The organism is Thiothrix subterranea (assembly GCF_016772315.1).
GTDB classification, from domain to species: domain Bacteria; phylum Pseudomonadota; class Gammaproteobacteria; order Thiotrichales; family Thiotrichaceae; genus Thiothrix; species Thiothrix subterranea.
Window position 1 is genome coordinate 3882038 of record NZ_CP053482.1, and the last position, 22120, is coordinate 3904157.

Annotated in this window: 7 protein-coding genes; 3 read left to right on the plus strand and 4 right to left on the minus strand. The window is 51.1% G+C overall.

Going from position 1 to position 22120, the window contains the following annotated elements:
* Positions 1-19: 19 nt before the first annotated feature.
* Entirely contained in the window at positions 20-940 is a 921-nt protein-coding gene (locus HMY34_RS19140; protein ID WP_202717004.1) for a recombination-associated protein RdgC, read from the plus strand.
* On the opposite strand, the gene HMY34_RS19145 is transcribed toward HMY34_RS19140, so the two are convergent.
* Together HMY34_RS19145 and metG are read right to left on the minus strand one after the other, a co-directional pair.
* A complete protein-coding gene (locus HMY34_RS19145; RefSeq protein WP_202717005.1) occupies positions 909-3170 on the minus strand; it encodes a DUF349 domain-containing protein in 2262 nt (753 codons plus the stop codon). The genes HMY34_RS19140 and HMY34_RS19145 overlap by 32 nt on opposite strands.
* Positions 3171-3195: 25 nt before the next feature.
* Positions 3196-5253 carry a methionine--tRNA ligase gene (gene metG, locus HMY34_RS19150; RefSeq protein WP_202717006.1) on the minus strand — a complete coding sequence of 686 codons (2058 nt, stop codon included), beginning with the start codon at positions 5251-5253 and terminating at the stop codon, positions 3196-3198.
* Positions 5254-5432: 179 nt separating this feature from the next.
* Between metG and HMY34_RS19155 the strand changes: the two genes are divergently transcribed.
* Positions 5433-6740: a cell envelope integrity TolA family protein gene (locus tag HMY34_RS19155; protein ID WP_202717007.1), complete on the plus strand. Its 1308-nt coding sequence runs from the start codon at positions 5433-5435 to the stop codon at positions 6738-6740.
* Between the two features lie 41 nt (positions 6741-6781).
* The gene (locus HMY34_RS19160; protein ID WP_202717008.1) at positions 6782-8086 is read left to right on the plus strand and encodes an Lcl C-terminal domain-containing protein; all 1305 of its coding nucleotides are present in this window, start codon (positions 6782-6784) and stop codon (positions 8084-8086) included.
* Between the two features lie 2 nt (positions 8087-8088).
* On the opposite strand, the gene HMY34_RS19165 is transcribed toward HMY34_RS19160, so the two are convergent.
* Positions 8089-9147, minus strand: coding sequence for an IS701 family transposase (locus tag HMY34_RS19165; RefSeq protein ID WP_202715909.1), 1059 nt, complete (start codon positions 9145-9147; stop codon positions 8089-8091).
* A 127-nt stretch (positions 9148-9274) separates the two neighbouring features.
* The gene (locus HMY34_RS19170; RefSeq protein ID WP_202717009.1) at positions 9275-22060 is read right to left on the minus strand and encodes an SdrD B-like domain-containing protein; all 12786 of its coding nucleotides are present in this window, start codon (positions 22058-22060) and stop codon (positions 9275-9277) included.
* Positions 22061-22120: the final 60 nt, after the last annotated feature.

The window sequence follows — 22120 nt, forward strand, 5'->3', positions numbered from 1 at the left end:
AGCATAGAAAGGCATTGCCATGTGGTTCAAGAATCTGTACCTGCTGCGTTTGAGCAGTGATTTCGATCTCACGCCCGAAGCGCTACACGAAGCCCTTGAAAGCAAACCCTTTCTGGGCTGCGGCAATGAATTGCGCGAAGCCAGCGGTTGGGTATCACCGTTTGGGCGCAACAATGAGCAATTGGTATTGGCGACTAACGGTTGTATGTTACTGACCTTGGCGCATCAAGAAAAGTTGCTCCCGGCTTCGGTGGTGCGTGAAGAACTCGATACCTTGGTTGCCGACATCGAAGAAAAAGAAGCCCGCAAAATCGGTAAGCGCGAAAAACAAGATTTGCGCGATGAGATCGAATTTGAATTGCTGCCCAAAGCCTTCACCCGCACCAAAAAAATGGATGCTTGGCTGGATTTACCCAATAGCTGGATGATTATTAACAGCTCGTCCAACACACCAGCGGAACGCTTAACCCATTTGTTGCGCAATACCTTGGGCAGCTTGCCCGTTGCTCCCCCGAAAACCGATATGAGTCCAGCGGTACTTATGACGCAATGGTTGGCGGATGATCACACCTTGCCCGCACCATTTACCTTGGGCGAAGCGTGCGAATTAAAAGGGCAGGGCGAGGCTAAAAGTGTGGCAACGTTTAAGCGCCACGAACTGATGGCAGAAGAAGTGCAAGCGAATTTGGCAGCGGGTAAAACGGTGTCTAAACTCGCTTTAATCTGGGCAGACAAGATCAGTTTCGTCTTGACCGAAGATTTAGGGGTGCGTCAGGTGCGCTTCTTGGATGTGCTGGCCGACAACCTTAAGGATGCCGACCCGCAATCACGTGCTGAAAAGCTGGACATCGAATTCACCCTGATGACGGGTGAAGTGACGCTGATGTTAGCCGATTTAATGCAATGTTTTACGGCAGAACCTGAACCAGAGCCTGCTTAATTTTTTCGATCCGCGCTGTCTGGCTGGCAAGGGAAGTCGCGGGCATTCCCCCCAAAGCATACCACTGTTTTAAAACAGGTAACGCATGAGCACTGGGTTGCGCGGTTTCTTTGCGGCTACGCATGGTTTCTGAGAGTTGCGCGACTTGATATTTGAGGCGCGTGGCTTGAAATTCGGCAGGGCTTTCCAGCGCTAACAGAATTTCCAGTTGCAAGCACAATAATTCACCTGTGTTGCGGTTTTCAATTTGCGCATCAGCACTGGTGTCCGCTTGTTTGTGTTGCGCGGATTGGGCAGCAAGGGCTTCCAAGTCGGCACGTTGCTGCTGCTGACGTGCCAGTTCGCGTTGACGCTGTTCTTCAGACTGACGGGTGGTTTCTGCTAATTGCGCATCGCGTTCTTGCTGTTGTTGCTGGCGTTCTTCACGCGCACGCGCAAACAGGGTGTCGATCGGTTCACGGAATTGTTTCCACAAACGTTGTTCGTCGGAAGGGCGCGAACTGAGGCTAATTTGCCATTGGGTTTGCAGCATTTTGGCTTGCTCAATGGCTTGTGCGGTGTTGGGGGAACCCAGCAGGGCTTTGGCTTGTTCGACCAGTTGGCTGCGTTCCTGCCAGTTGCGGGCGCGTTCGGCTTTAAAGTGGGTTTCTAGCGCATCCATCGCCGCATTGAAGCGGTCATTGACGTTTTTCCAGTCTTTGTGGCTGACAGTTCCAGCGGCTTTCCAATGTTTGCGGGAATCGTTGAGGGCGATTTGTAGCGCCCGCCAATCGGGATTTTCCCAGTTGGTCTCTGCATGTAAGGCTTCGAGTTGGGCGCAAATGGTGTTGCGTTGTTCGAGGTGCGTGGCACGTTGTTGCGCTTGTTCGGCAAAATATTGTTTGCTGGGTTCGTAAGCGGCGGTGGCGTTGCTGTCAAAGGCTTTCCACAGCGTGTGTTGTTGCCCCGGTTCGAGCTGGGACAGTTTGCGCCATTCTTCCCGTAAGGAATGGATTTTCTTGGCACGTTCTTGGGGGTCAAGTTCTGCATCGGTGCGCAGGTGTTCTGCTGTTTCGATCAATTGTTTACGTACTTGATCCGTACCCCAACGCCGCCAGTCTTGAATTTCCCGCAGAAAGGGGGCGAGTGCTTGCAGACGGCGTTGGAAAAAGGCTTGGTCTTTGCCGGGGATGTGCGTGGCCTGTTTGAGATTTTCTCTGAGGGTTTTATGCACTTCAACGGCTTCGCCGTATTGTTCGGCTTCTAAATAAGCTTCCAGCGTTTTCAAGCTGTGGTGTAAGTCGGCTAGGGTTTGCTCTTGTTGAGCTTGTTGTTGCTGGCGGTTCTTGCGGGCGGCGGCTTCGCGTTGCTGTTCTTGTTCGAGACGCTCTTGTTGGGCTTGTGCGGCGGCTTCGGCTTGCTGTTGGGCTTCGGCAGCTAAACGCGCTTGTTCAGCGGCTTGTTGGGCTTGCAATTGTTGTTGCTGGGTGTGTTCGGTTTCCCAGGTTTGCAGGCGTTGTTGAAAATCGGTCAACGCTTCTTGGAAGCGTTGTTGTTGGGCTTCATTAGCGGTTTTGCTGATTTTTTGCCAGCGTTGTTCCAGTACTTTGACGCGGGTTTTTTCTTGCGCCCAGCGTTGGGTGTTGCCGAGGGTTTCGGCTTCGGCACAGAGTGCGTCGATGTCGGCTTGTTGTTTGTGCTGATGTTGCACAATGTCTTCGCGTTCTTTGAGCAATTGGCGCAGGCGTTTATTATTTTTGCCGTGCAGCTTTTCCAAGGCTTGAAGTTGCGCCAAGTCATGAATCTGAGCAGCAGCGCTGTATTGAATCTCTTTGGAGGTGTCGTTACTGGCAATAGAGAACAATAATTCTTGGTCGTCCAGCTTGGCGATGGCTTGATGACGCAATTTAACGCCCCGCATCGAATCACGCGCAATGCTGCGGAGGAGCGCGGGATTCTGTAGCCAAGCAAAGACTTCCGTCAGTAAATGGTCGTGGCGGTGATCAGTCGCCGCCAAACCAATAACACGTTGACGGGCGCGTTCACCAATCGAACCCGCCGTGTGACCCATTTGCACCAAGGTCGGAATGTGGTGCAAACGGGTAATGGCTTCCATGCGTACATCACTGTCAGGATCGCTTTGAGCAATCTTGATCAATTCCATGCTGTCACCGGCAAGGCTCGCCAGTGATTTTACGCGGACACTGGCATCAGCGTGTTGCCATTTTGGTTTAAAGAACTTCCCTAACATACTATTCTTCGTCTTATTGTTGGCGTTACTTTACGCGCATTCCGGGTTCTGCACCCTTGTCAGGTGTCAGGATGAATAAATCTTTACCGCCGGGGCCTGCTGCCAACACCATGCCTTCGGATACGCCAAAGCGCATTTTACGGGGGGCAAGGTTGGCGACCATCACGGTGTAACGACCTTCCAGATCGGCCGGGTCGTAAGCGGATTTTATCCCGGCAAACACGTTGCGGGTTTCACCGCCCAGATCAAGGGTCAATTGTACCAGCTTATCCGCGCCTTTGACGTGTTCCGCTTTAACGATTTTAGCAATGCGTAAGTCGATTTTGGCAAAATCGTCGTAGTCAATGGTGGGGCTGATGGGGTCGTCGGTCAGGTGTTGAGTACTGTTCCCTTCGACTTCGCTCAGGGAGCGGTTATCTGTTTGGTTGCTGAGCGTAGCCGAAGCATTGTCTTCGAGCATGGCTTCGACCATTGCCGGTTCAACACGAGTCATCAGGGCTTTGAACGTGGCAATTTCGCTGCCAATCAGCGGAGTCGCAACACTTGCCCAAGTCAGTTCACCGGCATTGAGGAAGCTTTCTGCGTCCACCGCCAATTGTGGGAGAACCGGCTTGAGGTAGCTCACAATCGCCCGGAACATATTGATGCCTTGGGTGCAAACGCTTTGCACTTCGGCAAGGCGTTCCGGGTCTTTGGCGAGTACCCACGGCTTTTGTTCGTCAACGTATTGGTTGGCCTTGTCAGCCAAACCCATGATTTCGCGCATGGCCTGACCGTAGCGGCGGGTTTCGTAAAGTTCGGCGATACGCTCAGAGGCATCGCTAAATTCCTGATATAACGCGGAGTCAGGCAGTGTATCAGCCAATTTGTTGTCAAATCGCTTGTTGATGAAACCGGCGCAGCGCGAGGCAATATTAACCACTTTGCCGACTAAATCGCTGTTGACCCGTGCCACGAAATCTTCGAGGTTAAGGTCAATGTCATCCACGCCATTGCTGAGTTTGCTGGCGAAATAATAGCGTAACCATTCCGGGTTCAAATGCTTGAGGTAGCTTTCGGCTTGAATAAATGTGCCGCGTGATTTGGACATTTTCGCGCCGTTCACCGTCAAAAAGCCGTGGCAATGTACCGCGCTGGGGGTGCGGAAACCCGCGCCATGCAACAGGGCAGGCCAAAACAGCGTGTGGAAATAGGCAATGTCTTTGCCGATGAAGTGATACACCTCGGCGGTGGAATCGGGTTTCCAGAAGCTATCAAAATCCAGCCCGGTACGGTCACACAGGTTTTTGAAGCTGGCTAAATAACCAATCGGCGCATCCAGCCACACGTAAAAATATTTGTCATCAGTGTCGGGAATTTTAAAGCCCCAGTAAGGCGCGTCGCGGGAAACATCCCAATCGCTCAAGCCTTGATCTGACTCAAACCATTCCATTTGCTTATTGGCGATTTCTTTTTGTACCGCGCCGCTGGCAAGGAATTCGCGCAGGAAGGTTTCAAAATGCCCCAGCTTAAAGAAATAGTGGTCGGTTTCTTTTTCAATCGGAGTCGTGCCGGAAATTGCCGACACCGCATTTTTCAAATCAGTCGGGGAATAAGTCGCACCGCAAGCTTCGCAGTTATCACCGTATTGATCCGCCGCGCCACAACGTGGGCATTCGCCTTTAATAAAACGGTCGGGCAGGAACATTTTCGCTTGCGCATCGTAAGCTTGGCGAATGGTGCGTTTTTCAATATGCCCATTGTCACGCGCCGCCTTGTAGATGAATTCGGCGAAATGGCGGTTTTCGTCGGAGTGCGTGGTGTAGTAATTGTCGAAACCGACCCGAAACCCTGCAAAATCACGCTGATGTTCCGCGCCAATGCGGGCAATCAATTGTTCTGGGGTAATGCCTTCTTGTTGCGCCCGGAGCATGATTGGCGTGCCGTGCGTGTCATCCGCGCACACATAGTGGCATTCATTGCCGCGCAAACGTTGAAAACGCGCCCAAATATCCGTCTGGATGTATTCGACCATGTGACCAATATGGATTGGGCCATTGGCGTAGGGCAGGGCACTGGTGATGAGGATTTTTCTTGGCTGCATGGCTGTCTTTAAAGGCTTCTGATAGGGACGCGATAAAGTAGCAGGTTGTGGGGGTTTGTGCCACTGGTTGGCATCGAAACACTACCATTAGTAAATTCAATGAATATTTTAGTGATAGTTACCATATAATATTTGATTGAAACCATAAACCCCAATTAACCACTTATAGGTAATAAATCATGAATATGAACAGTGTCAGCGTTCATACGTTCAATAAAACCTCTATCGCTAAACAAGGGCAGTTACTCTTGGCGGGCATTGTAATGTCATCATTGCTCACCGCTTGTGGTGGCAGTAGCGGGCCTTCCGCAGAAGAATTGGCTGCACAAGCAGCGCTTGCTGCCCAAGTAGCAGCGAATAAAGCGGCAGCGGATGCGGCAACAGCGGCAGCACTGGTTCAGGCCGCAGCCGATAAAGCGGCGGCAGATGCCAAGGCAGAAGAGGAGCGCCAAGCTGCGCTAACAGCAGCGCGTAAAGAAACTCAAGACAGTGTAAAGCAGGTAGAAACCGATACCAAAGCAGCACAGGCAGCCAGTTCTATTGCCGGATACGCGCTATTACAAGCTAAACAGCAAGGCGCAGCTTACCCAGAAGTTGCTGAAGCATTAGCCGAAACACAAGCATTTGCTGATCAAGCTAAGCAGGCTGTCGAACAAGCACTGGCACAGAAAGCTTTGGCGACGGCAGCGGCAACCAATGCGGAAACTGCCCTAAGCCTTGCAGACGTGACAGCATTTGCCGAACAAGCTAAAAATGCTGCGCTCAGTACCAAAGAAGCCCGCGTCGCTGCGGAAAAAGCACGTGATGCCACGCAAAAAGCAGCAGCAGAAGTCAGTGCTGGCGTTAAACTTGCGGAAGCTGCCAGGCGTTACGCCAAATTGGACGCCAGTGGTAATGAATTACCACTTAACGCAACGTCATGGTCTTGCTTGAAAGACAAGCAGACCGGCTTGGTTTGGGAGACCAAAACCGATGATGGCAGTTTCCGGGATAAAGATTGGCGTTACCGTCACATGCATAACTATGGCGGTTATGGCAATACAGTGGATACGAAAGGTCAAGTATTATGCCGTGGGCTTGATACGTGTGATGCTTATTCTTACATGAATGCGGTGAATGGTGCGGGATTATGTGGCAGAAATTCTTGGCGTATTCCGCTGAAAAGTGAGCTGGGCAGTATTGCGCAAATCAATGGGGGCGGCACACCCCCGCATATTAATCAGGAAGTTTTCCCCGATATTGTCTATAAACCCTATGTTGCTGCTTATTGCGCGATGAATACCAACACGGGGGCTGATGCCGAACACAACTACCAAGGTGTTGATTATGGCTTGCCGTTATTAAACGGTACCCAAACCAAAGAAAACTTGGAAAACAGTATTTTGATTCCTTTGCGTTATTACGGGGAAATCAAAGATGGTTTGGTGGACAACCCTGGTAATGCATCTAACTGGATTTGTTACACCCGTATGGTGAGTTCTCGTTAATTTAGGCTAACTCTACATTACTCATTTATAGGTCATGAATCATGAATATGAACAAAATTAACGTTCATACGCTTAATAAAAGCACGGCTGCAAAACAAGGGCAGTTACTACTGGCGGGCATTGTAATGTCATCATTGCTCACTGCTTGTGGTGGCAGCAGTGGGCCTTCCGCAGAAGAATTGGCGGCGCAAGCCGCGATTGCAGCACAGGCCGCAGCCGATAAAGCAGCGGCGGATGCTGCAACAGCGGCAGCACTTGTTAAGGCAGAAGAGGATCGCCAAGCTAATATGGCGACGGCTCGTCAACAAATCAAAGATATTGCTGGTCAGGTGGAAACCGACACCAAAGCAACACAATCGGCTAATTCGATTGCGGGCTATTCGTTATTGCTTGCTAAACAGGAAGGCTCAAGTTACCCAGAGGCGGCTGGCGCATTAGCCGAAACACAGGCATTTGCGGATCAGGCTAAACAAGCAACGGATCAAGCGCTGGCACAGAAAGCCTTAGTAACGACGGCTGTAAGCGATGCCGACACTGTGACAACGCTCGATGGCATTCAGGCGTTGTTACAGCAAGTGCAAGCGGCAGCACTTAGTGTGAAAGCGGCACGAACGGCAGCAGAACAAGCGCGGGATGCTACGCAAAAAGCGGCGGAACAAGTCAGGGCTGAAGTTAAATTGGCAGAGGCTTCTAAACGCTATACGAAGCTTGACAGTGCAGGCAATGTGCTGCCTGCTTCTGCTCCGTCATGGGAATGTGTTAAGGAAAATGCTACCGGGAAAGTGTGGGAATCCAAAACGAATGATAATGGGCTACGTGACCGTGACTGGCGCTATCGGCATTTTCACAATTATGCCGGTTATGCCAGCACTAGGGACAGCACTGGCGCAATATTGTGTCAGGTGCTTGGCAATTGTGACGCTTACAGTTATGTGAATGCCGTCAACAACTCCGGCGGCTTGTGTGGCAGATCGCAATGGCGTTTGCCAACCATGGAAGAGCTGTTGAATTTAGTCCAAGTGAATGATAACGGGCAACGCCCCAACATTGACTTGAAATTTTTCCCGGATACAGTCAATGCGGCTAATAAAGCTGCCTATTGTTCTGAAAACTTAGCACGCATGGCTACGGATTGCGGGTATCCCGCAGGAACACCAGTGAATAAGAGTGCTGACGGGCGCATTGAATGTAACTATCAAGGCGTCGATTATGGTTTACCAATCAGTGCTGATAACGCGCGCGGTGGCAGTATGGTGGCATTGCGTCATTACGGCGAAGTGCCGGATGGCTTGCCGACTTATTCCACTAATAACTGGATTTGTTATGCCCGACTGATTAGCAACTGATGTTACGCAGCCCTAAGCACCTGTAGCTCATCAAAAGCGCCCCGAATTGCCTTGGCGTAGAGTTTTGCCCGTAAAGCAAAGTGGTTAAGATGCTTGCTGATGGTCAAACACTCCATTTTGAAGACAGCGACGATGGAGGCGAATAAGTGATTCGCTTGTGTTTTAGCGGTGTGTGCAGGGGATTTCGCAAATGCCGCATTGGATTTGAGCGATTTATGGAAGACCTCGACTTTCCACCGTTTTTGGTAGGTTGTCGTGATTTCGTCCCACTCTACCGCCAACTGGCTACAAACCAGATACAAAATGCCAGTGCTGCCGTCTTTGTTCGTAAAGATTTGCCGAGCGAGCTTGACGGGGAAGGTTAGCCCCTTCAAGTAGCCCGTGATGGCTTTTTGTTCTGTCCATGCCAATTGGTCGAGCCGTGTGTAACGGTTTTCCTTCCGATCTTTTTCGCTTAATGCGACTAATCGGTTACTTTTCAATGCCATAATGAAGTCCTTTTGCCGTTTCTCCTTGATGTGTTCCATATTCTCGGCGGAGGCGAACCAAATGTCGTTCAACACCCATGAAAATTTCAGTTGGTTTTGAATGCAGGTGTCAATCATGGAGCGCATTTGCTCATTTTTGGTGACATCGCTGCACCGTTTTTCTTGGCGGGTCTTGATGTCGCAGAAACGGAATGGCTTCCGTATCAGTTCAAATGCAACCGGAATGGATGCGCCGTTGCTGTGATACAGGCAGTTTAACAAGTTGATTCCCTTGATATTGCGTCCTTTACAGTGGTCGTAATGCCAACAAATCAGGTCGTTTTCGTCCATGTAGGGCTTTTCTTGCACCGTATCGTCGATGATCAGGATGCCATCGGCTGATTCGACCTCCCTGACGGTCTTTTTTACCTGTTTCCACAGGTCTTTCGAGGTGTATTCATCCCCCGAAAGAAAACGACTGATCGCATCGTGGCTAATTTCGCCGTCCAATAGTTGGGATAAACCCGTTGCTGTGGCGTAGCCAAAAGTCACGGTTAGGTAGTCGGTGTAGAGATCAAGACGTGTTTGGTTCATACCTGAAATATAGTGGATGGAAGCTGCGTCTGCGTAACATCAGTTAGCAATTTCTAAATATATTGAGCTGTTGGCTGGCTAGGGACGTCCTGTTTTTTACAAGACGCCCTTTTTTATGGCGTATGGTTTATTGCAACCCACCTTTCACAATGTAGTTTGCCGCGAAACCACTGTTGAGCGGGTGCAGCAGGATATTACCCACCAACAGCGTGGTGTCATTGCCCGGCCCAGTAAACAACGTTTTGCCATCAAAGTTGATGTCGGTGTTGATGTAGCCCGTTAGGATATGGTTGGTATTGCTTTGCGTATTATCGCCAGCAGTAATCACGCGCCCTAGCAGGCTGGTAACATCATTATTCGGGCCATTAGCGCTTAAGGTATTGCTCACATTAATATCGCCAGCCCACATTAGTGCTACCGTGCCAGTAATAATGCGGGTTTCATCGCCACTGACCAGCATTGAGCTTGAAGCGAAATTAAGCATTTTTGCGGTGCTACTCAAGCTGATAGGGCTGGCGCTTACCATGCCGAGGTGATTGCGGTGACGCACACTCACGTAGTAATTACCTGCTTTAACCTTCGCAAAGTGCAACAGGTTAGAGCCGGTTTGCGAATCCACGACATCGCCATCCCGTTGCAGAATTAGCGCTCGGCTTGCTACCACGGTATCAAGACCAGTACGTAATTCAACCAGTATCCAATCGACGATTGCATCGTTGCCCGCCATTTCTTGAACCATCGTGCTGAGTGTTTCAGTGCCAGCGTATTTAAACGGATCCGCCTGATACGGTTGTGTATTGGGCAATAAGCCTAAGGTATTCAAGGTGTCTACCATCAATGCCGTTTTGCTGTCATAAGCACCTTGTAACATGGCACGCACGCTTACCGTCACACCATCATCTGCGGTGTTGTTGACGACACTCACTTTGAACAGTTTACTGCTGCTTAAACCGCCGGTATCGGTAACGGCAATCTCCACTTCGTAAACGTTATCGCGGTTAGCATCCATCGGCGCGTCATAATCAGGCATGACGCGGAAACGCAATAAGCCGGTGCTGGGGTCTATTTCAAAATTGGCACTGTCTGCGCCGCCGCTGATACGGTAGCTCAGTTTGTCATTGGCATCGGAATCTTGCGCTGCCACCGTCAATACAGTTTTACTGGTGTCTTCGGTGACGCTCAGGCTGGTGGTTGAGGTGATCGCGGGCGCTTCATTGGTATTCATTACCCGCACGCTGACATCGCGCACGTATTTTGCACCATCCACGGTGGTCGCCGTGATTTCCAAGTCATAGACGTTATCTTTGTCGCTATCCATCGGTGATTCGTAATTGCCCGGCGGCAAGGTCAGACTCGGTGGCGGCGCGGCGCGGGTGTCAATTTCCGTACCTTCAGCATCAGCCGATTTGGTAATGATGACGCTATTAACAATAAATTTAACCGTTGCACAGTCTAAGGTCGCGCCGGGGGTCGGGTTGGTAATCGTGAAGAAGTTACCGTCGCTACCACCACTGATGACATAAGTAATGGGGTTGCCATTGGAATCTTTGGCTTCCAATAATTTGATCACCGTCGTTACATTGGTTTCATCAATGACCATATTGGCGCCGCTGGTCGTGTCATCAATCAGGCTGTCACAGACTTGGATGGTAATGCCATCTTTTATGCCGGAAAACTCCGACGTAGAACCATACGTGCTGGCGTCGATTTTCTGTGTCAGCGTAACGCTGATGTAAGCACCTTGCGCCACGGTTATTGTGCTGTTGAGCGTGCCTTTGAAATTCAAGCTGCCAGTACCGGGGTGACTGAGGTCTTTGCTGCCAATCAAGGTTTGGCCTTCACCATTGCCGGATGCGTCTTTGGCGGCGCTGGTAAAGAATTCAATACGGTAATCACCTGCCGCCACATCCAAGTTGAAGTCATACGTCACAACCTTAGTGCCATTCGCGCCGAAGGAGTTAACTTTGACGTCTGGGTAATTGAGCAGATTATTGGGGCCAGAATCCGCATCACCGGCGTCATTAGCCGTTACCCCGAAACCGTTTTCGTCGCCACCGACCAAATCAATACCCAACCCGGTATTGGCGTAAATGCTGTTACCGAGGAAGCTGTTATTGGTGGTTGCACCCTGTACATTGATGCCATCACCACTGAAATTGGTAATAGCGAGATTGAGGACTTGACTACCCGTGCTGCCAGTAACCAATGTTAAGCCATTGCCCGCACCACCGTTGCCATTCAATTGAATGACAGGAGCGGCGCTCGTGCTATTGAAAGTCGCTTGTTTGCTGCCATCCAACACCAGAGGTTTGTTGATGTCAGGCAATGCGCTGTTTAGGGCGATTTTCCAAACACCCGCATTGTAATTCGGGTCGCTGGTGGACAGTTCTAAAATGGCGTTTTCTTTGCCAGCGGTGCGCCCAACTTGTGCCAGTGTCGCATCACCATCCAACAGGTTGGCGTTCAATAAGAACTGACGGAGCGAACCCGCGCCGCTGTCATTGGTGTTGGTCACGGTGTCGAAGTTGAAGCCGAAGTTGACATTGCTGAGATTGGCATTGCTCAACGTAATGGCTTGGCTGAATGCCGTGCTCGCGGTACTCACATTGTTAACGCCGTCAGTACGGTAGGTCATAACCCCGCGTTCTGAACCGTTGGAGCCGGGGCGGGTCGAGTGCACGCTGGCATTTACCGCTTGCACACTGTATGTACCTACGGGGATGTCGGTGAAAATGTAGCTACCATCGGCTGCTGTGGCGGCGGTGGCGAGTACGTTATTGCTGGCATCGCGTAGCTCGACGCTGGCACCACTAATGCCCGTCATGCCCGCCGTTGCCGCATTGAACGCCCGCCCATTGCCACCACCGTAATTCACGTCTTCGTAGATTTTACCGGCAACATCGTACACTTCCAGCAGCAGAACAGTGGGAGAGAATTCTGAAGTGCCGGAATTGCTGAGTGTGGCGGTGGCGGTCATGCTGTCACCCGTTACAAACCCTGCCGGAGTTGGAATGGTGACAGTGAAGGCGTTCATGCCGGTGTGGTTGTTGCCATCCGCGTCGGTGGCAATGGCGCACGTTGCGGTGTCGGTATCGCTGGCGCTGCCTTCCTCAAAGCTGGCAAGGTAGGTTTGGCCTTCACCGTAATCTTTGGATTTGCCGAATTTGTTATCGCCCGGTGTGGCTTTGCCACCAGCACTAACGTCGGCCTCAAACAGTTCTACGGTTGTTGCGCCCGCTATTCCTGCGGGTGCACAGCCTTTGATAATCAAGTTGCCACCACTTTCAGTGATATTAGCGAGTATGGGGAAGTTGAGCAGGTCGTTAGTGCCGGTGTCTGCATCATTGGCATCGTTCACGGTAATACCGTTACCACCGAGGTCAATGCCTAATTTGCCGTTGGCGTAGATTTTGTTGCCTAACATGCTGGTCGCTTTAGTCCCATCTGTGCCGCCGACTGTTATGCCATCCCCGCTATTGTAGGCAATCAGATTGCCTGCGCTACCGCTACCGCCAATCAGGTTTGGCCCTAAGGGGCTAATAACGGTGATGCCGCTATCGCCATTGCCACGGTTGATAGCGCCGGTTGGATCAGTACCGATGTGATTTGAAGCAATCAGGTTGTTTTGAGATTGCACCACTTGAATACCCGCCATTTTAAAGCGGTTGATCGCGAAGTATTTCACCGTGCTGCCATTGGTCGCGCCATTTAATGCAAGACCATTGGTGTAGTTTCCGGCGTTGCTGCCATTTAATTCAATGACAGGGCGGTTGGCGAAGGTGAATGCGGGAGCAGTCGTTCGCGCCGGTTGGGTAGAGGCATCGAGGATAATGTCATTGCCCAGCGCGGGCAGGGCGCTTTGTACCGCGATGCTCCAATATTGGTTGGCGGCATTGTAGTTAAGGTCGCTGGTGGATAATTCCAAAATGGCATTGTCTTTGCCAGCGGTGCGCCCGGTTTGTGCCAGTGTGCTGTCGTTACCCAATAAGTTGGCGTTGAGGATGAACTGGCGTAATGAACCTTGTCCGCTGTCATTGGTGTTGACGACGGTATTGAAGTTAAAGCCGAAGCTGGGTTCTTTAACGGGGTTGAATACCGGCCCTTTAAAGATGGGATCATCTTCGTCAATGCTGGCACTTTTAACCACACCACTTAAGATCGTGATCGGCTGTACCGACTGTGCTTGCGCCCCGCCAGAAAGCAGGAGCGTGTTGGTATTCAGTGTTTGGTTCGTGGTATTTGCGGGCGCATCCGCACTGCTTGGTTTGCGCCCACCAATTTCGTTAACGACATCGGTTGTACCATCGGTGCGGAAGGTTTGAATGCCACGTTCTGCACCACTAGAACCAGTACGGGTGGATTTGACCGTATCGTTGACGGCTCGCACGTAATACGCCCCATCGGTAACGCCAGTAAAGGTATAAATACCGCCAGTATCGGTGGTGGCGCTGTTTACAAAATTACCAGAAGCGTTATACAGCTCGACTCGTGCGCCCGCGATACCCACTGTGCCGGTTGTGCCAAATGGACGACCTGCACCACCGCCGTAGTTCACGTCTTCAAAGATTTTACCCGTAAAGTCGCCGACTTCCTGTAACGTCAGGGTGGGTGAAAACTCAGACGTGCCAGATGCAGCGAGGGTAGCCGTTGCCGTCAAGGTATCGCCGGTCACAAAACCCGCTGGCGTCGGGATGGTGACGTTGAAAGCTTTCATGCCGGTTTGGTTGTTGCCGTCAGCATCGGTTGCCAGTGCGCAGTTGGCAGCATCTGTATCGGCTGCACTGCCTTCGACAAAGCTGGCAAGATAGGTTTGGCCTTCACCGTAGTCTTTGCTCTTGCCAACTTTGTTGTCGCCCGGTATGGCTTTGCCGCCGGTGCTGACGTCGGCTTCAAACAGTTCCACACTTGCGCCAGTGGGGGCGCAGCCTTTCACGGTCAGGTTGCCGCTGGCAATACTGAGGTCAGACATGAGCGGGAAATTGAGTAGGTTGTTTGCACCGGTATCAGCGTCGTTGGCATCGTTGACGGTAACGCCGTTGTTGCCGAGGTCGATACCCAGATTACCATTGTTGTAAATGCTATTGCCGCTAATGACGTTGTTAATGTTGGTAGCGTTCGCCGCCAGTTTGATGCCACCGCCGGTATTGTTGGCAATGGTGTTGGCTTGACCGGCTGCTGTACCACCGATCTGGTGATTGCTGGATCCGCCATAGCTCATGATACCGGGGCCGGTATTGCCAATGGCTTCGCCATTGATGCCTACTCCGATGCGATTGCCCCGAATGGTGTAACCACTGGTGAGGATAGAACCATTGGTAAAGCCGATTTGGATGCCATCGCCTGCGTTGCCTGCAATGACGTTATCCAGCACCACACTGTCGTTAGCGCTTTCTAAGTCAAGACCACCGGCTTGGTTGCCCAGTGCCGCAGTACCGGTGACATTTGTGCCGATGAAGTTGTTTTGAATCGTGCCAGCGGTTGCGCCGGTATCGTAGGCGATACCCCAGCGCAAATTGCCGGAAATAATATTGCGTTTCGCAGGTGTCGTACCGCCGATAATGCTGGTGGCGGTATCGGCGTATTCCAGCATGATGCCCTGACCGTTGGCATCGGCAGTACCATCCGGTTTTACCCCAATATAGTTGGATTCCACTACGGTACGCGCCGCCGCCACATTGATGGCACGGTTCATATTGCTGGTGCGGAAGCCGGTGATGGATAGGCCGCGTACCGTGCTGTCCGGTGCGTTGTAGGCAATCGAAACCCCAAGGGCATCCAGTCCGGTAACGGGCGAGATGCGGATACGCGGGATGCCCGGCGTGCCTGCGGTGTAACCGGGTTGGGTTGTACCGTCAATAATTAAAGGAGCGGTAATGTCGGGCAGTTTGCTATTAACCGTAATGTTACAGGTTGTACCGCCACAAATATCCGCCCGTCCTTGCGGGTCGCCACTGGCTGGGATGTTGAAGACCAACACTTCCTTGCTCAAGGCCGTATTCACACCGTAATTGCTATCCGGTTGCGCCATGCCGGTATTCGCTAACAGATTGGCATTGAGGATACCTTGGCGCAATGAACCTTGCCCGCTGTCATTGGTATTGACGACAGTGCTGAAGTTGAAGCCGAAGTTCGCGCCGGTAATGTCAGTGCTTGCGATCGTTATCGGTTGGACGGATTGTGCCTGACCACCACCGGAGAGGGTGAAGGTAGCAGTGTTTAGCGTCTGGTTAGTGGTATTCGCGGCGGCATCAACCAGCGCAGGTTTACGTCCGCCGACTTCATTGTTTACGTCGGTTGTGCCGTCGCTGCGGTGAGTTTGAATGGCGCGTTCTGCCGCTGTAGAGCCTGCACGGGTAGAGCTAACGGTGTCATTGACGACACGCACGTAATAATTACCAGCGGCAACATTTGTAAAGCTGTACGGGCCACCATCAACGGTGGTCGTGCTGTTAACAAATGCGCCGGTTGAATCGTAGAGTTCTACGCGAACGCCTAGAATGCCAGCAATACCGGGTGTACTGAGTGGACGACCTACGCCGCCGCCGTAGTTTTTGTCTTCAAACACTTTTCCCGAAATAATTTTGCCAGTAGCACAACTAGAGCCAGCCGCATACATCGCAGGTACGATAATATCCTGACGGCTGGTACTGGTCATATTCCACAGCCAAAAGATGTTTTGCATCTGATATTGCGTTTGACCGTTAGCACCGTTGATTCGATCAATGACGACACGGGCGATATTTTTCATGGCTGCTTGTTGCGCAGAGGAATAGTTACCGTTGCTATCAATTTGGGCATCCATTGAAGCTAGACTTTCATTCCAGTGGGTGTAGAACCACGTCATGTAAGTCATCAAATCATCTAGCCGCTGTTGGTTTTTACCTGTGTCAAAGGCAGCCGCGATCTGGAAAATGATGTCTGGGTCAGCGAGGGCTGAATAGCAACGACTGAGCTTTTCTTTTTTCAGGGCGGTTAGCGATTGCCTGTCGGATGCGTTGACGACGTAGTTATCGCCTGCTAGTGGATCTTGATCAGATTTTTCCGCGCAATAGCCCGTTACTTGTTTTCCCCCAAACAGGAAGTCATAGGCGTTGGGGTGAGAGTTGGCGACACTTTCATCGGAAACACCACTACTATTAACATCCAAGCAGCCGGTGGCGGCGGTGTTGGTGAAACCAAAGTCATAGCCAGATGCTGTATTGCCGGAAGTTGGGCTGGTTACGTTGATGATCCAATTGTTACCAGAGAGGCTGGCATCGGAATCAAGGGTGTCATCGCTACCCGCATTCAAGGTGGCAAGACTCCAATTGGTGAGGGGCGCTTGGGCATCGAGTTTGAGGAGGCGTAGCTGGTAGTTGGTAGCGGCTTGCATACCACTGGCATTGGTGAATTGGTATTCACCGCTGGCATTGGTGGTAGTTGTCACTACGACGCTACTGGTTGCTGGGTTGTAGAGTTCGATTTTTGCGCCTTCGATAGCGGCTGTGATGCCATCGTTTTGAATACCATCAGTATTGGTATCGAACCAGACTTTGCCCGAAATAGTACTGGGCGCTTCATTGGATTGATACCCGAAGTCTAAGCCGTGGTTATTTTGCCCTGAACTACCCACTGTGAAATTGATGACGGCATTGCCACCACTAACCGTTGCATCCGAATCCCGAATATCCGTTTGGTAATTATTATCGGTTTTGCTGTCAGCGTTTTGTGTGGTTAGAGTGTAAGTATTGAGGCTGGTTTGCGTATTGTTGACGCTCAAGCTACAACTTTCACCGCTGCCCATGAAGGTGGCATTGCCGCCCGCTTTATTCGAGAAGTAGTATTCGCCTTGTGCATTGGTCGCTGCCGTGGCGTTATCCGCGCCGCAAGCCAGTGTGACGTTGACATTGGCGATGCCTGCTTCGTTTGCATCTTGCAGGCCGTCTTTGTCCGTATCCAGCCACACGCGGTTGCCGATTTCAGTGGGAGCAGGGTCACACAGCACTTCTAAGTCGCCAAGCCCCACTGCTTTTCCGAGGAAACGGTTATCTTCACCGTAAAGTTGGAGGCCGCTATTGCGCGTTCCTGTCCGGTTATCCAGCCATATTGTACCGCCCGTGGTGATATTGAACGGGTTCATCGCGTTCAGAGCAACTTCTTGCTTACCCGGTATCAGTGCCAAGGCACCGAATACGTTTTCGGTATGCCCCGCAAATTTTTCACCGCCGTAGAACTCACCACCCCCAGGACCACCGTAAGGCCAAGCAGGATCAGTGCCGGTTTTCACCCCTTCACCTGCAATGCCGTTAGCCGTCCCTGCGTTTTCCACTGTGTAAGCACCCGTTGTCGCATTGTAGCTTGCCTTCAACAATTCGCCGTTGGAAAATATCCCATAGAAACGTGTAGAGCTGGTATCGGTGCCATAATTATACTGCCCAAATTGCAGGCCACTACGGTCAATGAAGCCGAGTAACATGTCGCCATTGGTATCGAATTCAATACCACTAAGCATGAGTTGTGCATCATCCACCCAGTCGGCCGAGCCATGGTCGCCCAAAGTCAATGCCGACAGGCTGCTAACCCATGGAATATTGTAACGTGAGTATTCAGACGACCGCATGTGGTCAGCATGCCATCTTGGGTAATTCAGCGGAACGTTCAGCTTTTCCGTCCAGCTTGTGCCGTCATAAGCGTGGATGGATGCTTTCAGGTCAGCGCTGCTGCCACCATTTTCGCCGGTACAGGTAATGCCCGCGTGCAATTTGCCTCGGTAATATTTCAGCGCAAAGGGGCGTGCAACTCCCTTGGTGCAACTGACCGCAGGTAGGCTGATTTCGCTGGCAGTGGTCGGAATGGTGCCATTGGAATTATAGGTGGTCAGATCAACTTTGATGACTTTGCGGGAATACAAGTTGCTGACGTATAGCGTGTTGCCATCATCTGATAACTCAATATCACCTAAACCTTCCTTGCCTACTTTGTCAAACATTGTTGGGTCATGGCTGGGCGAATAAGGATCGCCTGACAGATTACGGTCGCTATTGCTGCCAACTGAGCCGACATCAATTCCGGGTAGTGTATCTAAATTGAGGAAAGTGCTGACGACCGGGTTTGTACCGGAGTAATTGATGACGTAGAGACCACCGATACCTAATGAACCAAGGCCAACATGACGTCTGAGCATCGCCGCTGCAAAAGCTTTCTTGTTGTGGCGGTTGTAGGCCAAGCCCCAGATACTGCCCACTTGAGAGCCAAGTGCATCCTGCTTCAACGTCGGCGGGGCGATACCGGAATCACTGTAATTAAAGGATAGCAGTGCAGCAAAGCTACCTGCCATGTTCGTGCCGCTGGCTAAATTATCACCGTTGATATAGCGAGCCGTCAGCAGTTTCGGGTCAGCTTGGCAATAATCCACAGGGTTATAAACGCCAAGATTTGCATCACAGGTGGCATTAACCGTGACAAATCGCGTGTTACTATTGGCATTTGTGCCAGAAGTGCCCACTTCAATTCCAGCGGGCAAGTTGGTGAATTCCAATCGGTATGACGCACCATTGGTTAATCCCGTGAACTTGTACCAGCCGTCAGCATCCGTTGTGGTGCTCGCAGCGGTATTGCTGCTGTTGTAGGCAGTCACAGTAATTCCAGCAAGCCCTATTTCACCGCTTTCACGGGTACCATTCTGGTTATAGTCTTGGAAAACAATGCCCCCAAAGTGACCGCTACTGGCATTACAAGCGCCAGCCGTATCGTCGTCAATAATGCTGCCTTGCGGTGGCTGCGGGTATGAGCCGTTTATGTATTGGGCATTGATCACATTGGTGATATTCAGGCTAATTTTTTCATTCGGCTCAACCGTGGTATCGCCGACTACTGGCACGGAAATGACGCTGCCATTGGCACCGATTGGAATGGTCAGCGTACCAGTTTTTGCTTGATAGTCGTTATTGGCTAGGGTTGCCGTGCCATCCGTGGTGGTGTAGTTGAAGCTGACTCCCCCAGATGGAGCCGCAGCACTCAATTGCACCGGGAAATTTAGGTAACTGAGGCCACTATTGCCTTCTTTCACTACCGCATCGCTGACACTTAGCAAGGTGGTGGGGCTTGCGTCGCAGTCTATTGTTTTAAGCAGCAAGTCATCAAAGATGATGCGGTTGGCAACGCCGTTAGCGACCCCTGCTTTGGTGACATCGTAAAGGTAGAAACGTAAATAATACGTTTTGTTAGATGATAAGTTGACCGGCGTATCCAAATCATAGTGGCTGATGTAGAAATTCTCATATAGAGGGCCTTCGCTTACATCACCTCCCACTGTTGGATTATCCTCATCAATTTGAATCATATTCTTGACGATGGCAGGCGAAGTGAACGTCGGATTATCATCAAGCTGAATTTGCATCTTGTACTTGCCGCTGTGCTGCCAAGTATTGGTTGGCGCTAACGTTGACATTGCCACACCGTACAGGATGTGTTCGCTGGTCAAGGAGGCTTGCGTGGTAAAGCTGTATTGGAAATATTTGTTGCTACTGATGGCTTGTGCCAGGGTTGAGGGTACAGTGGCGGCTTCTGTATACAACTCCCAATCTGTCTCGCCAGTGGTCAGATTGGAACTCACTTCGTTAGCAGCCGATGCTATCAAGCCGGTGTTTAAAATCGCAGGGACAGGATGACCGCCCAGCACTTGGCTGGATGGCGTATACGGGTTGTGATTCCAAGTAATGCTGGAATTGACACCAGTGGTAGTTGGCGGTGGCGGCGAACAGGCCAACACAGGTGCGGGCTGATCAAATCCAAAATTCTGGTTAGCCGTTATGCTGTTTGCTGCCACGGTAACGCTGGCTAATGGGTTGGTCGTGCCAATACTGGAACCGGATGGCAGGTCGGCATCGGTGGTATCCACTTCAACCTGATAAGTACCTACTGCCAGCCCCGGAACCGTATAAGTACCGCTGGCATTCGTGGTTGCTGTTTTCAGCAGCGTGGTTTTAGCGCTGTTATATACCCTAACGGTGATATTGGGTAGCTTGGTTTCTGAAGCATCCAAGGCATTGTTGGTATTGCTGTCAGTGTAAACTGTGCCGCTGATAGTCCCGTAAGACTGACAAACTTGTGTGTAGGACACGCCATTCACCCACATGGCTGACCCGCTGTAAACCAGCCGGATATAGCGAGCGCCGCCAGCAGGGATGGTGTATGCCTTGTAAGCCAGAACGCTGTTGGAAGTGGATGCACTGCTCAACGTTGAGACTGCGGAATAACTGGAATTATTCAAAGAAGTGCTGACAGCCGCACGGGACGAAGCGTTAGTACGTGCCATGGACAATGAAACGCTGCTAACGCCGGGAATCGTCGTTCCCAAGTCGAGTATCAAGGTTCCGCCAGCGCCATTCAATTTGGCTGAATTGGATGTGGTAGCACCAGTGCCGCTGCTTGCTAGTGCGCCGGTTGCTGTTGTGGTGTTGTTCACAGAGCCAGTGCTGGTGGCGGTGACAGCATTTCCTGATTGAGTCGCGACATACGTACCGGCTGGGCAAACGCCAGTTGCCGGGGCATCAAACCCAAAATTCTGGTTGGCGGTTGTGCTGTTTGCTGCCACGGTAACGCTTGCTAAGGGGTTGCTTGTGCCAATGGTTGCGCCTACTGGCAGGTCGGCATCGGTGGTATCTGCGCTAATTTTATAAGTAAGGGCGGGGTCTAAGTCGCCGAAACTGTAAGAACCATCGGCTGCGGTGTTAGTGGTGTCAATAGTGACACCCGTCGCGTTATTCAGCAAAGAAACGGTAATGGAACCAATGCCGGATTCGGTGGCGGAATCAAAAGCATTGTTAGTGTTGCTATCGGTGTAAACCGTGCCGCTGATGGTGCCGGTCGTCGATGGATTCGCAAAAGCTTTGTAACTGGCGGTACAGGTGGTCGGTGCATCCAGTTCTGTCGGGCGGGTAAATATTATACGCACAGTATTGGTCGGTGCGGTATTTTGAAAGTCAAAAAACTGTGAACCCGTCTGTGTTTCATCGTAAAAATTAATTTTGTCACTAGTGCTATTACCCGTGAAAGCTCCCTGATTAGTGGTTGAGCCAGAGAAGATCATGGCTCCACTACCCGTAACGTTAGCATTATTGATGAAATCGTAACCCGCAACCTTGGCATTCGGACCATTACGGAATACCCCCGAACCATTATGCTGCCACTTGTTGTTGGGTTTGGTGATCAGGATCGTTCCGTTATTAGTCACGTTCGGGTTGTTGCTGTTAAACCCGTTATAAGATACAAGTGTGCAATTATTGATAATGGTCGCACTGGAATTCATGTTGATGAAGTTTTTGGCATATGCCCGCCCATTATTAGTGAACGTACCATCTGGATTGAAATTGCCATCCACCTCTATGCGGTAATTGTTGGTCAGGGTAGTGCCAGTCGTGGTATTGAGATCCCCTGTTGCGTTGACGATGCCATCGTTAGTGAAAGTGGAATTACTGCCCAATTGAAAGGTCGGGGCACTCATGGTCGCATTGGCTCGATTGTAGAACGTGGTTGCGCCGTTAGTATTTGGGTTGCCGGTGAAAGTGAATGTGCCGGAGTTGTCAATGACTGTACCAGCGTTGAATGCAGCTCCCGCCAAGGTAGTAGTGCCGTAATTAGTCAGCGTACCAGCAGGGTTATTAAGGCTGCCTGCGAATGTCGCCCCCGTTTCCACACAAATGCTCGCACCGCTGCCGAACTCCACCGTGCCGGTATACGTACCGCTGGCGATTTTGAGTGATTGCCCCGACGTTAGGGTGTAATTGTTGCTACCGCCCGTGTTGGTTTGCGTGTAAGTCGCGGTGCAGTTAGCAGCAAATGCTTGCCCTGTCAGCACCGTCAGTAACAATAACGCAAACAAAATTTGTAAGGAAAAACCAAGCGATCCATTGGCATAGCGACGTTTAGGCATTGAAATGTTCATTATTCTAGTTCCGTTATCATTATGATTTTTCGGCTTTAATTGGTTTTT

Bases quoted from the DNA above. Each gene is read 5' to 3' on its own strand.
- metG (WP_202717006.1), bottom strand. From the start codon at position 5,253: ATGCAGCCAAGAAAAATCCTCATCACCAGTGCCCTGCCCTACGCCAAT.
- HMY34_RS19140 (WP_202717004.1), top strand. From the start codon at position 20: ATGTGGTTCAAGAATCTGTACCTGCTGCGTTTGAGCAGTGATTTCGAT.
- HMY34_RS19170 (WP_202717009.1), bottom strand. From the start codon at position 22,060: ATGCCTAAACGTCGCTATGCCAATGGATCGCTTGGTTTTTCCTTACAA.
- HMY34_RS19160 (WP_202717008.1), top strand. From the start codon at position 6,782: ATGAATATGAACAAAATTAACGTTCATACGCTTAATAAAAGCACGGCT.
- HMY34_RS19165 (WP_202715909.1), bottom strand. From the start codon at position 9,147: ATGAACCAAACACGTCTTGATCTCTACACCGACTACCTAACCGTGACT.
- HMY34_RS19145 (WP_202717005.1), bottom strand. From the start codon at position 3,170: ATGTTAGGGAAGTTCTTTAAACCAAAATGGCAACACGCTGATGCCAGT.
- HMY34_RS19155 (WP_202717007.1), top strand. From the start codon at position 5,433: ATGAATATGAACAGTGTCAGCGTTCATACGTTCAATAAAACCTCTATC.